Annotated in this window: 8 protein-coding genes; 4 read left to right on the top strand and 4 right to left on the bottom strand. The window is 49.5% G+C overall.

Annotated features, from left to right (window positions below):
* Positions 1-37 precede the first annotated feature (37 nt).
* Positions 38-751 carry a hypothetical protein gene (locus IC230_RS27940; protein WP_191042364.1) on the top strand — a complete coding sequence of 238 codons (714 nt, stop codon included), beginning with the start codon at positions 38-40 and terminating at the stop codon, positions 749-751.
* A gap of 120 nt (positions 752-871) precedes the next feature.
* Here IC230_RS27940 and IC230_RS27935 read toward each other — a convergent pair whose 3' ends face one another.
* The 4 genes from IC230_RS27935 to IC230_RS27920 form a co-directional block, all read right to left on the bottom strand.
* The gene (locus IC230_RS27935; RefSeq protein WP_191042363.1) at positions 872-1,873 is read right to left on the bottom strand and encodes a type I glyceraldehyde-3-phosphate dehydrogenase; all 1,002 of its coding nucleotides are present in this window, start codon (positions 1,871-1,873) and stop codon (positions 872-874) included.
* A 93-nt stretch (positions 1,874-1,966) separates the two neighbouring features.
* Positions 1,967-2,377, bottom strand: coding sequence for a LytR/AlgR family response regulator transcription factor (locus tag IC230_RS27930; protein WP_191042362.1), 411 nt, complete (start codon positions 2,375-2,377; stop codon positions 1,967-1,969).
* Between the two features lie 361 nt (positions 2,378-2,738).
* The gene (locus IC230_RS27925; protein WP_191042361.1) at positions 2,739-3,779 is read right to left on the bottom strand and encodes a sensor histidine kinase; all 1,041 of its coding nucleotides are present in this window, start codon (positions 3,777-3,779) and stop codon (positions 2,739-2,741) included.
* Positions 3,776-4,825, bottom strand: coding sequence for a sensor histidine kinase (locus tag IC230_RS27920; protein ID WP_191042360.1), 1,050 nt, complete (start codon positions 4,823-4,825; stop codon positions 3,776-3,778). Before IC230_RS27920 ends, IC230_RS27925 begins: the two co-directional genes overlap by 4 nt.
* 341 nt (positions 4,826-5,166) lie before the next feature.
* On the opposite strand from IC230_RS27920, the gene IC230_RS27915 reads away from it, so the two are divergent.
* The 3 genes from IC230_RS27915 to IC230_RS27905 all read left to right on the top strand — a co-directional run bounded on the left by IC230_RS27915 (position 5,167) and on the right by IC230_RS27905 (position 13,939).
* Positions 5,167-6,972, top strand: a complete 1,806-nt coding sequence (locus IC230_RS27915) for a serine hydrolase domain-containing protein (protein WP_191042359.1) — start codon at positions 5,167-5,169, stop codon at positions 6,970-6,972.
* A 160-nt stretch (positions 6,973-7,132) separates the two neighbouring features.
* Positions 7,133-10,465 (top strand): glycosyl hydrolase, encoded by a 3,333-nt coding sequence (locus IC230_RS27910; protein WP_191042358.1) that lies wholly within the window; start codon positions 7,133-7,135, stop codon positions 10,463-10,465.
* A gap of 426 nt (positions 10,466-10,891) precedes the next feature.
* Positions 10,892-13,939 (top strand): SusC/RagA family TonB-linked outer membrane protein, encoded by a 3,048-nt coding sequence (locus tag IC230_RS27905; RefSeq protein ID WP_191042357.1) that lies wholly within the window; start codon positions 10,892-10,894, stop codon positions 13,937-13,939.
* Positions 13,940-13,990: the final 51 nt, after the last annotated feature.

Raw genomic sequence — 13,990 nt, 5'->3', positions numbered from 1 at the left:
TGATTGGATAGCATCATTTAGAGAAAGAAACTGATTCATGACACCCTACGAAGTCTCACTACGAAAAAAACTTTCCCAGGCTGCTGAGCTTAGCTGCACCCTATCAAACTGGAAGAAAATGGCTGGTTATGACTCTGTGTCTGAAGAGTCGATTTTGCAGGCACTCATTCAGCAGATTGAGACGACCAGCCAGCATTTTGATGATCAGTTAGAGCGTTATCGGAACCTTTCTGAGAAGCGCCGTCGATTAGCCAGTGAATCGGATGATTGTATTAAAAAGCTAACGGATCGGCTGTGGGAAGATATCAGTTACCAATTCAGGGGCGGAACCGTCGCGAACGATTTACTTAAAATACTGTGCCAGAAAATTCATCGGTTTCCACTGCCTGATTTTCCGGTATCCAGGCGCAATCCACTACACTATAAAACGGTACGTCTCCATGAGGATTCGTATGCCTTATTTGGTCAATATTTTGGTTGGTTAGTCGATCTCCTGTTAGTTGTCAAGTTTACCCCCGTCCGGCCTCCTCACTGTCTGGAAAAGCTAAGTGAACAGGCCGCTCAGTTCAACGTATTGACGCAGCAGGTAATGCTGGAAGCTGAAACACTTAGAAAACTACAACTAACCAAGGACCAGTTGTATAGACAATTGTATCAGTCAGTGAGAACGGCAAAAGGTCGCTTATTACTCTACAAGCGTGAAACACGGCCAGCTACAGACCATTTTATTGAACCTTCGGAACCCGTTTAAAAAACCTCACCGTAGTGGTCACTAATAAACGCTACAGTGAGGGGGTACTTTATAATAAAGCCTTAGTTAACAATAGGCACCTTTCTACATGGAACCCGGAATTAGAAAGCACGCGTAACGTTATATCCGTTCTGCCAGGAATGCAGCAACTTCAGCGAGCCGGTTTGAGAAGCCCCACTCATTGTCGTACCAGGCGGCTACCGATAATAAATTACCCTCTTTAGCCGTCAACGGAAGATCGATAATGGAGGAGTGTGGATCAGCCACAATCCGGGAGGATGCCCACTCATCTTCCAGTACGTCCATAACACCCTTCAAAGGTCCTTCCGCGGCTGCCTTGCGGAAAGCGTCATTAACTTCCTGCACCGTACACTCTTTTTCCGTAATCAGATTCAATTCGGCGATGCTACCCGTGCGGGTGGGTACGCGATAGGCCTTGCCGGTAATTTTGAGGTCTTTCCAGATGAACTGCAAAGCCCGGGCCGCTCCCGATGAAGAAGGGATGATGTTTTCGGCAGCCGCCCACGAATCACGCCGGTCTTTCATGGGCTGGTCCGTCAGTGATTGCGTGTTAGTGTATGAATGCACGGTTGAGAAAAGACCGTATTGAATGCCGAAGTTCTCCAGAATTACTTTAACGACAGAAGCGAGGGCGTTGGTAGTGCAACTCCCCATACTCACAATGTGGTGGTTGGCCGGATCGAACGTTTCCAGATTGATACCTTTCAGCAATACAGCATCACAATCGTTCAGGGACTTGCTCGGCGCGCTGATCAGCACATATTTGGCCCCCCGGTCCAGATGAACTTGTGCACCAGCACGAGTCGTCGCCCGTCCCGTACAGTCGACTACCAGATCAACGCCCAGCGCTTTCCAGTCCGGTACTTCGTTTGCCGAGTTGATATAAGGTATGTTACGATCGCCAATCGTCAGTTTGCCTTTGCTCCCCGAAACGGGCTCATGCCAGCGACCGTAATTAGTATCGACCGCAAACAGAGCGGCCAGCGTAGGTTCATCTTTAATGTCTGAAATCGAGACAGGAACAAATAGGTTATTCGTTAAACCAATCCGAAGAAACTGTCGGCCAATTCGCCCAAATCCATGCAAAGCAATCGTTGCCATACGTCGTGAGAATAATTGAGTTTGTTAACGAATGAATATGTATTGGGGAAAAAAAGTTTGCCTGAACAGGGTTTTCTTACATACCGCGATACGTTACCGGTCGGTACCAATTCCTACCTTCACTAATTTCAGTTGCCCACGCACGATGCTCCAGCGCTTGCGCGAAATTGGCAGGCTGGTACCAGTACATAAATAAAGCTGATGATTTGCCGTTGGGTGTGTCTCCACGCGCTCCACGAACTTGCGGTTAACGACGAACGATCGATGCAGGCGAATAAAACTAGTCGGAGGGAGTTGGGTCTGCATTCGCTTAAGTGTGTAGGGAATCAATATTCTACTACCATCGGCCCAGTGAAGCCAGCTGTAATTATGTTCACCGGCCAAATAAACCAGGTCAGCAGTAGTCAGCCATTGGTGTCCGCTAATCGCACTGTAAACCCGCAGTGGGGGCCAATTCAGTAATTGATTTGATAAATCGGGTTCGTGTTTCAGGCAAAAAACCATAGTTGGGTGGGATAGGCTTATTAGATCGAATCGGAAGTTAACCAAATACTTTGCCCAATATAGTATGAAATGGTAACACAAAGTTTATTATAACTAAAACTTAATCTAACCCGTCGATTAGATATAATAGTCTACTGCATTGTTTAATATGATCAATTATATATCTAAAAAACAACTAGTTAGGTTATATGACAAACCGGTATTCGATTGTCGAGACAATAACCTTCACTAAAGCTATGCTACTATGTATTTTACAGTAATGGTCGTTTAGTATATTTTTTGTGGTTTTCATAAACTGCTTCAGTTCTAACGCTTATCATCACAGGTTTGCCTATAACAGCCTTATGGCGTTACATGCACACTAAGCCTGTCTGCCTTCGCTCACCAGAGGTAAGCTGACGACAAACCATCCCGTTTTTTCCTCAATTACGAGTTTCCCCTCATTAAGTAATTCGTATCGGGTGGCTAAATTAGTTAATCCGGCTCCAGTCACCTGGACACGCAGGACCTTACGCTGGAGCGTATTCGCTACGTATAGGCGTTGATCAGGGGTAGTGTAAATACGAATATGCAGTGGCTGAGCAGGCAGAATGATGTTGTAGCGCACGGCGTTTTCAACCAGCACCTGAAGCGTTAGCGGAGGAATAAGTCCCTCTTCATCTGCTGGGTCGACTGCTACGTCCAGTACCAGACCAGCTTGGTACCGGGTTTGTAGTAAGTGAAAATACGAACGAATAAATGTCATTTCGTCGCGCAGGGGTACTAAATTATGATCGCTGGCTTGTAACAGGTAGCGAAAAACAGCGGTCAGTTCATTCAGAAAGGCGTCGGCCTGAACGGGGCTGTCGCTAATCAGCGACGATAGTGAATTCAGACTATTGAACAGAAAATGAGGATTGACCTGATGTTGTAATGACGTGAGCTGGCTTTGCAGCGACACTTTTTCCAACGTACTGGTTTCAACCGTTTCGCGTTGCCATTCCTGCAGGACGTACCAGCCTTCGTATAAGGAGAAGTAAATAAAATGGTAGAAAATCTGGATACCTACGTTACGGCTCAGCTCAACGGCGGTCGTGAAATAGTAAAATGTACCTTCAATAAAAAAGCGGACTATGTGGCGCAAAAGCCAGGCAAAACTAACCAATATTGGAAGAGCCGCTAACAGCCACAACAGACGTTGGCGAATATTGTCCAAGCCTGGGTAACGTTGCTGAATCCGAAGAACGACCCAGCGGGCAATCTGCCAGCAAATAATCCCGGACGTTATGGCAACGACAGCGTTGATTTTGATTGAATCCAGAGGAAGTTTAGCGTACAGGTCGAGCCGGAAAAACACGCTTACGAACACATAAAGCCCCACCGGGCCAAGTAAACGGAGCCAGGTGTCGTTTAAGCGTTTCATAAAGTCGATTTCACTTCGGGATGGCTGGACAGTAAGGGCAGTTTGACCACAAACAGTCCAGCTTCTTCCTGAACAATGATGTCGCGTTGCTCAAGCAATTGATATTTTGCGGAAATATTGGCCAAACCGACCTTATTTGACGGTACAGCGATCGTTTTTCGTTGCAGGTTGTTCTGCACAACCAGCATTTGTCCCTGCGTCAGAATTTTAATCACCAATGGCCGGTTGGGCAGGATGACATTGTGCTTGACGGCATTCTCGATCAGCAACTGTAGTGTGAGAGGAGGAATTGTATAATCTAACTGCCAATCGTCGACCGCTACGTGTAATTCGATCCCCGCCCCGTATCTGGTTTTCAGCAGTTGAAAATACGATTTAATAAACTGCAGTTCGCGGCCCAGCGTGGTAAATTCCTGATCGTTTGCGCGCAACAAATAACGGTAAACACTACTGATTTCGTCCACGAAGGCTTCTGCCTGTCGGGGATTTTCATAAATCAGCATCGACAGCGAATTCAGGCTGTTGAACAGAAAATGAGGATTGATCTGGTTTTTTAGCGTATCGAGCTGATGCTGAAGTTTATTTTTCTTCAGCCGTTCGTTTTGCTCATACGTTTGTTGCCACGCTCCGAGAACATAGCCACCTTCGTAAATGACAAAATAGACGAGATGGTAAAACAGCTGGATACCAATTGAATACGTATAATTGGGTAAGGTTTGTGCTATGTTCGATACGTTATTGAGGGTCAGATGGCCCAGTTGTCGAATGAGCCAGGCAAAATTGACCAGCACTGGCGTAAGCCCGGTTATCCAGAGCAGACGTCGACGCGTATTGACTAAGCCAGGGTAACGGTTTTGGAGCCTCATCAGCACCCAGCGTGACAGATTCCAGCAAATGTAGCCTGCCGTTAGGCCAATCACGTCTGAGCGAACCAGCCTATCTACTGATAAGTCAACGTACCAGTCTAAGCGAAAGAATAACGTACCGACCAGAAACAGGACGAAGGGGCCAATAATTCGTAATTTCCGGTCATTGAAGACTTTCACAGATGCATTCTGAATTTATAAAACAAAACTATCCATCGCCTATACGGCACGGTTCGCTGGAGTGAAAATAGGAAAAATTTTATCAATCTCCGTGAGGGCAGGTTCCCAAACCTGCCCCGTGCGGTTTCTCAAAACCGAGCGGTTCTTATTTATTCGGTTTTGAGAAACCGTACCGAGTCAGATTGAAGAATCCGACTCCACGGAACGGGCTGAATGAGTTCAGGCTATAGCTTCATTCCAGCGTATTGGCCTGTAAAATGGGTTGAATGTTTGTAGAGGAATCTAATGACAGAGAAGTTTAACTTAATTTAGCCTTTACGTTTTGCCCGTTCGTATTCATTATGAAAAATCTTCTGCTGAGCAGCTTGTTATTGATCAGTTATCTTACCGCTTTCGCCCAAAATCAAACAAGATCTAACCGACAACTATTCACTATACAAGAAGCTGAAAAGCAAGTTGTTCTATTAAACAATCAATCCGGATTTATTCCGATAAAGGAACTCAGCAAGTTGAAAATTGCCAGTGTTCACGTTGCCTACGATCACCAGGCTGCATTTGACAGCATCGCGTCTACGTATAACACCGTTACGAATTTCACGCTCAGTAATCCTCAGATCGATTCCACCGTTTTTGCCCTCCATGATAAACTGAAACTGTATAATCTGATCCTGATCACCTTATCCGATTCATCGCCCTATACCAAAAAGCTGTTGAACTTCATCCGGGATCAACAGGCTATTAGCAACGTAGTGATTGTGCTGGCGGGAAGTGGAAAGAACCTGGCGTTTCTGGAATCGTTGAATTCGCCCATCATTTGGTATAAAACGAATACAGCAGAGGGAGCTTCGGTAGCGGCTCAACTGATCTTTGGGGGCGTCGCGGCCACTGGTCGACTGGATGCAGCTTACGGTAAGATGTTTAAACAGGGGAGTGGCTACACGACCCAAAAAACTCGGCTGGGTTACTCGGTGCCGGAAGCGGTATCCGTACATAGTGACCGACTCGCGGCCGTCGATTCGCTGGTCAGAGCTGGCATCGCTGCGCATATTACGCCGGGTGCCGTTGTCCTGATGGCAAAGGATGGCCAGGTGGTTTTTCATAAAGCGTATGGGAAGCACACGTATAGCGGAACGGACGTCACTCGGCTCAGTGATATTTACGATCTGGCGTCCGTTACGAAAGTCAGTGCCACAACACCGTCGGTCATGCGGCTGTATGACCAGAAACGAATTGACCTGAACGATTCGATTAGTAAATACGTCGCCAGAACCCGACTTATTGCCGATAAAGCGGATCTCAAGATCAAAGAAGCCCTGCTTCATGAAGCGGGGTATACGCCTTACATCAAATTTTACGAACAGCTCAAGCCGTCCGATATGGGTGTTGACTCTTCCGCAGCCTATCCAACCAAAGTGGCGGATCATTACTTTCTTCGGGCCAATTATTTTGAGGATGTCATGTGGCCCGTGACCTTACGCTCAAAAGGTGGGACCAGAGGAAAATATGTTTATAGCGACGTCAGCATGTATATGATGAAGGAAGTGATCGAAACGGTTTCTCATCAAAAACTGAATGACTACGTACTGAATGAGTTTTACCGGCCCCTGGGTATGCAGTCGGCAGGTTTTTTACCCCGGAATCGCTTTCCGAAATCAAGGATTGCACCCACGACCGAAAACGATAACTGGTTCCGAAGCATGCTGGTTCAGGGCTACGTCAACGATCCGGGGGCAGCGATGGCGGGGGGCGTGGAAGGTCATGCCGGTCTGTTTGCCAACGCCAACGATCTGGCGATTCTTTATCAGATGTATTTGAACAAAGGCTCGTACGGTGGCGTAAAATACATAGAGCCGACTACCATTGACTTATTCACCGCAAAGCAATCGGAGGGGAGTGGGCGAGGGTATGGCTTTGACCGAACGAAACTCCCCGGCCAGGCGACAAAAACATATGCCTCCGATCAGGCCTACGGTCACTCCGGATACACGGGTACCTACGTCTGGGTCGATCCGAAATACAATCTGGTATATATCTGCTTAACGAACCGTGTGTATCCCGACGATGGTAAAACGTACGGCAAGCCGACGATGAATTTACGGGCGGAACTGCTAAATATATTTTACGAAGCCGTTGCTACGGGAAAGTAATGTATTGAGCCAATGGTGGGGCATTTTTCATGTTTACCGGAGGGCAAAACCTTAAGTCGGCAGAACAGTGGGGTAACTCTATGAAAGGGAATTAATTGCAGGATAGTAGCTTGCTCTACCAATAACCCTGACTAATTCCTTACCCTTTACCTGTTCTACTATGAAAAAAATAACCTGGCTGGCCTGGATGCTTCCGGCGCTGGCATTTGCTCAACCTTCGACACTTCAAAACAGCTTTCAGGCCCCGCCCGATGCCGCCAAGCCCCGCGTGTGGTGGCACTGGATGAACGGCAACATCACAAAAGAGGGCATAACCAAAGACCTTGAATGGATGAAGCGCGTCGGTATCGGCGGGTTCCAAAACTTCGACGCCAGCTTGTTTACGCCGAACGTAACGCCAAAAAAGCTGGTGTTCATGACGCCCGAGTGGAAAGATGCGTTTAAACACACGACCGGCCTGGCCCAAAAGCTGGGGCTTGAAATGGCGATTGCCGGTTCACCAGGCTGGAGCGTAACGGGTGGCCCGTGGGTGCCTGCCAGCGACGCCATGAAAAAGTACGTCTGGACGGAAACACGCGTGCTTGGCGGGAAACCCTTTTCGGGGAAATTACCTCAGCCCCCGAATACAACGGGCAAATTCCAGAACGTGGCATTGGCTCCGGATATGCTGAGTAATCCGACGGGCGCGCAGTCACCTGGTTACTACGCCGATGCCGCCGTGATCGCTTACCGGTTGCCCGCCACCGAAAAATCTGTTGCCTCGTTGAATCCGAAAATTACATCCAGCGGTGGTACGTTCAGCCTGGCCGAATTGACCGATGGTGATCTGGCCAATGCCAAAATGCTGCCGCCGATGGAAGTCGGGCAGGATATGTGGATACAATATGAATTCGACAGTCCCCAGACAATCAAAGCGTTTACCATCGTAGGGGCGGCTGCCGCGGGCGAACTGGCAGAATTCAGAGGAATGCCAGACAACCGGATGCTCAAAGTAAGCGACGACGGAGTGAATTTCCGGGACGTAGTGATTATCCGGGGGAGTACGGTTCCCCAAAGTACGATGGGCGTTCTGCCAACCACGGCTAAATACTTCCGGTTTACGTTCAAAACCGAGAAACCCGAAGGCAATCCCTTTGCAGCCATGATGGGCGGTCGTGCCGACCCTGGCAAACCACAGGGCGTATCCGTAGCCGAACTGATGCTGCATAATACGGACCGTGTCGACCTGTTCGAGCAAAAAGCGGGTTTCAGCGCCTGGAAAGAAAGTACGCACTCCCTCGTAAAGCCCGGCGCCGACGCCATTCCAATGCAGGACGTAGTGGATTTGACGGCTAAAATGAGCTCGGACGGTACGTTAAACTGGACTCCTCCGGCCGGTGCTGGGGATTGGGTGATCATGCGATTGGGGTACTCGATTACAGGCCGCAAAAACCACCCGGCGTCGCCGGAAGCTACCGGTCTGGAAGTCGACAAACTCGACAAAGTGGCTGTACGAAAATACATCGATACGTATCTGGATATGTACAAAGATGCCACGGGTGGTCAGATGGGGGCTCAGGGGTTGCAATACATGGTGCTGGATAGCTACGAAGCGGGCCATATGACCTGGACCAAAACCATGCCGGAAGAGTTTCAGAAACGGCGTGGCTATGCCATCACACCCTGGCTTCCGGTGTTAGCAGGTCGGGTGGTGAAGAGTGCCGAAGACAGTGAAAAATTCCTGTGGGATTTCCGCAAGACCATCGGCGAGCTGATCGTCGATAACCATTACGATGTGATCGGCGATGCGCTGCACGCCCGTGGGATGAAACGCTACACGGAGTCACACGAGAACGGACGGATTTACCTGGCCGATGGTATGGACGTGAAGCGGAAAGCCGAGGTTCCTATGTCGGCCATGTGGACGCCGGGAAGCCTGGCGGGCGGTGGCGAAGAAGAAGTACGTAGTGAGGCCGATATTCGGGAAGCGGCCTCGGTGGCGCATATTTACGGGCAAAATCTCGTAGCGGCTGAGTCGATGACGTCCATTCAGAACGCCTTTAGCTGGCATCCCGAGAAACTCAAACGCACCGCCGATCTGGAAATGGCATCGGGCCTGAACCGCTTCGTGATTCACACGTCGGTGCACCAGCCGCTGGATGATAAAAAACCTGGCTTTTCACTCGGACCCTTCGGACAGTATTTTACCCGGCAGGAAACCTGGGCCGAACAAGCGAAACCCTGGATGGATTATCTGGGTCGAAGCTGCTTTTTACTGCAACAGGGTAAACCCGTCGTGGACCTGCTCTATTACTACGGCGAGAACAATAACATTACGCAGGCATTTGCCGATAAACTCCCCGCCATACCAGCAGGCTACGCGTTTGACTTTGCCAACTCGTCCGTCATTAAGAATGCCTTACGCATTGAGGGAGGCAAGATTGTGGCACCAAGTGGCCAAACGTACCGCTTGTTGGTGCTGGACTCTACGGCGAGAACGATGACGTTGCCCGTACTGAAAAAACTGGGTGAACTGGTCAAAGCAGGCATGCACGTAGCGGGTACGAAACCCGAACGATCTCCCAGTATGAGTGATAACCCAGCCGAATTCACTACGTTGGTAAACCAGATTTGGAGCAATCCGAACGTATCGACAAAGCCAGTGGAGAGCGTACTGAAGGAAATGAGTGTTCCGAACGATGTAGACATTACGGGAGCTAAGTCGAAGGTGTTATTCATACATCGCCAAACCACAGACGCTGATCTTTACTGGCTCGACAATCGCAGCGAAAACCCGAACGAGGCTACCATCAGCTTTCGGGTGACAGGCAAAGTGCCGGAACTATGGAACCCTGAGACAGGCAAAACCTCGACCGTATCCTACCAGATCAAAGACGGACGCACGGTAGTGCCGCTTACGTTCGAGTCGTGGGGAGCGTATTTTGTTGTCTTCCGGGATAAAGCAACGGTCACTACGTATACCAAGCCCGCCGTTACGGAATCGCCGGTTGCCAGCGTGGGTGGAGCCTGGAAAGTTAACTTCCAGGAGGGTAGGGGTGCTCCTCAACAAGCTACCTTCACTACGTTGGCGTCACTGACCGAAAACACCGAACCCGGAATCAAGTATTTTTCGGGTACTGCCGTCTACGACAATACGTTTGAGTTACCTTCAATAGCAAAAAACACATCGTACGTTCTCGATCTGGGCGACGTAAAAAACATGGCAGAGGTGCTTGTTAACGGTAAACGTGTAGGGACTGTCTGGAAGAAACCGTTCCGCATTGATATCACTGAAGCCCTGAAATCCGGACGTAACACCATACAGGTAAACGTTACGAACCTGTGGATCAATCGCCTGATCGGTGACGCTCAACCGGGTGTAACTAACAAGATTACTTTTACAACCATGCCGTTCTATCGGGCCGATTCCGCTTTGTTACCCTCGGGCTTGCTTGGGCCCGTTCGTATTCTGGCGAACGCACCCGCTTCGGTGGCAGCCAACGCAAAGCGGTGATTGATTGTCTCGGGGAGAGGAAATCTCGATTGGCCTAACTAAGGTCGATGATGATAACCTAAAAGGTACGTTGACGAGCTACGATGTGAGCGCCAAACGCTTGACGTAAATTGAGAATTTCTTGAAATCCAGGGCGGTGAACTTTCACCGCCCTTTTTTTATAGAACAAGCTTTTCTATACATAATTAAATGTGTTGTCGGTTTACGGGCAGGGCGGTTCGTCAGACGCAATCATCTGGTCTCACAAAAAAGCCAGCGTACATTTCAGGCAGAGGCCTTTGGGGGCTTAATTGCGAACAGGGACTGAATGTAATTTTTCTGAGATAATACCGTTTCTGAAAGATTTTTTCTTTTCATGAAATTCTAGTTAATTACTGGTTAATGTGCGCGCCGAGTGCTTTTTACAGGTATTATTATTAATCTTCCATGAAACAAACTCTATTTATCGTGAGAAGTAGTTTTTTTAGGCTACTTCTCGTTTGCTTTTTTCTATGTGGCTGGGAAGCTGTTGCTCAACAAACTTCCTATTCGTTTCGAGGTACAATTACCAATAAAACCGATGGCGTTCCTATGCCTGGTGCATCCGTTGGGATTGTCGGCACTACGTATGGTAGCATTACCGAAGCCAATGGTGAGTACCGCTTTACGGCACCGCTGGCACCCGGAGCCTATACGCTTCAGTTTAGTTCAGTAGGTTATCGGACGCAAACCCAGCGTGTTACGTTGGCTGGTAATACGAACATCTCGACCAACGCCAGCCTAAGCGATGATGCCCTCGGTCTCGATGAAGTCGTCGTTACCGGAACATCAGGAGCTACCAGCCGGAAACAACTCGGGAATACCATTGCGACGGTGCAGGCCAAAGATTTTCAACTGTCAGCCGCCACGTCAATTGATCAGGCGTTAGCAGGTAAGTTATCCGGCGCTCAGATTACCCAGAACTCCGGGAACCCGGCGGGTGGTATCAGCGTCCGGCTGCGCGGTCCCAGTACCATCGTGGGATCATCGGACCCGCTCTACATTGTCGACGGGGTTATTGTGAACAACGATTCACGTGAGCTGATCGATTTGGGTGGCTATTCGCAGAACCGTCTGGTCGACATTAACCCGAACGATATTGACCGGATCGAAATCATTAAAGGAGCCGCTGCAGCTGCCATTTATGGATCACGGGCCAACAATGGTGTCGTGCAGATTTTTACCAAGCGGGGTAAAGAAGGAAAACCTACGATTACCTTTTCGACTCAGTTCCGGTTGAGCGACATTCGGAAAACGTTGCCCTACAACGAGTATCCCGCTACGTTCAACAACACGACGGTTACTGATGCGGGTCAAACTCCGGTAACGCGTTACGATCTTCAAAAAGATATTTTTCGAACCGCTTCGGGGCATGAAGAATACCTGTCGGTATCGGGTGGTACGGCCAACACGCAGTATTTTTTCTCAGGTTCCCTTTTCGCCAACCAGGGTATCGTGAAAGGGGCTGACTTTAGCCGGGCGTCCAGCCGGATGCGGATTCAGCAAACGTTAACCAAATGGGCCACGCTGAGTATCGGCTCGAATTATATTTACAGTAACAGCCGCGAGATTCCGAACGGTGGGATCAACGAAGCGTATGGCGCCCTGACGGGGTTCATTTTCAGCAATAACTTTATCAACCCCCAGCCCGATCCAACAACCGGTATTTATCCATCCACAGCGCCCGTATCGGTTGTGCGTCGGACGAACCCGCTGGAAGCCATCGCCCGATTCGATTTTCGTCAGCGGACCAGCCGGTTTATTGGCGATGCGCAACTCAACCTGACTCCGCTACCGGGTTTAGCGGTTGATTTTACGTTTGGACTGGATACGTATTCGCAGTTGGCTACGGGCTACATTCCGCCCAATAACACGACTCCTTCGTACAATGCCGGTTACTCGCGCAAAAGTGAAGCGTCGGTCTTGCAGATCAACAATGACCTGAACATCCGGTATCAGGCCAACCCAACCGACTGGCTGAAATCAACGACGGGGGTAGGGGCGACCATCCAGTATGACCGTAGTTTTACTACCGGCATCACGGCGCAGCAACTGGGCGTTTTTGGGCAGACCATCAACAACGGAGCCAATATCGTTGCGGCCGAAAGTCGTTCGGAACGTAGTTTCATGGGCGTGTTTGCGCAACAAACCTTCGGCTTATTCAATCGATTCTTTGTAACGGCAGCCGGACGGGTTGATGCAGCTTCGGTCTATGGTGTTGATAATCGCTGGCAGTTCTACCCCAAAGTGAGTGGCTCGTACGTCGTGTCGGAAGAATCATTCTGGAAAGGCTCTGCACTCAATGAGATCTTGCCGGAATTCAAAGTGCGGGCGGCCTGGGGACAGGCGGGGAATCTAACGGCCATCGGGCCTTATGATCGGTTCACCAATTATTCGCCCGTAACGGTTGGCGGTCTGGTTGGCTATTTAGCGCCGGCGCAGTTAGGTAATTTCAGCGTGAAACCCGAACGGCAAACGGAACTTGAAATTGGTACGGATTTCAGCCTGGCAAAAAACCGGATCGGCGTTGAATTTACGTATTACAACAAGCAGGTGAAAGATCTGATTCTGAACCGTACCCTTTCGCCCAGCACGGGTTACAATAACCGGTTCGTGAACATCGGTACCATGACCAATCAAGGCTTCGAAGTACTGGTACGGGCCATACCCGTCGAAACAAAGAACGTTCGGTGGAACATTACAGCGACGTATACCCACAATAAGAACGTAACGGATGGTGTGGAAGGAAACGGCGTACTGCCTTTTGCGGGTGGTTTTGGTCAGGTGGCTGCCGTGAATGGCTATTCGCTGGGGGCCTTTTATGCTACGTTCTTTGCGCGTAATCCAGACGGAAGTCTTCTTTTAACACCAGGTGGTTTGCCCCAGCGGGAGCGTGGAGTTCAGGGGGCGAACGGTACGTATACGGTTCAGCGCGCAGCAGATGGTCAGCCGAGTGGTACACTCTTGAGTAAAGTTATTGGTAATCCAAACCCATCCGCGATTTACTCGCTGATCAATGAAGTGTCGGTCGGATCACGCTGGTCGTTCCGGATGCAGTGGGATGCCATGCAACACTTCGACGTTTTCAACTTCACCAAACGCGTTGGTGATCGGGACCTATACGGTGGCCTGAAAGGCTATGAGCCTGAACTGCGCGGGGAAGTGCCAAAAGGAACGAGTGCTGCGCTTTTCAGCATTTTTGAGAACTGGATTGAAGATGGCTCGTTCGTGAAACTTCGGGAGCTTTCGGTGGCGTATACCGTAGCCCCCAAATTCTGGGGACTGAAAAATGTTCGGTTCAGCGTAGCGGGTCGTAACCTGCTGTCGATTGATAACTATAGTGGCTACGATCCTGAAACCAATGCGGCTGGTCAGTCCAATGCCGTACGTGGGTTCGATTTTGTGGAGGTGCCGATTCCGAGAACGCTGACGTTTGGTATCAACGCAAATTTTTAAAAGACTCCTCTGGTTAAGCGGTGTCGTTATCACAAGGATGCTACGTCGCAA

The sequence above is a fragment of the Spirosoma validum genome, assembly GCF_014699035.1.
In the GTDB taxonomy this organism is placed as follows: Bacteria; Bacteroidota; Bacteroidia; order Cytophagales; family Spirosomataceae; genus Spirosoma; species Spirosoma validum.
Note: the sequence above shows the minus strand (reverse complement) of the source record. Positions and strands in the feature narration are given on the sequence as shown.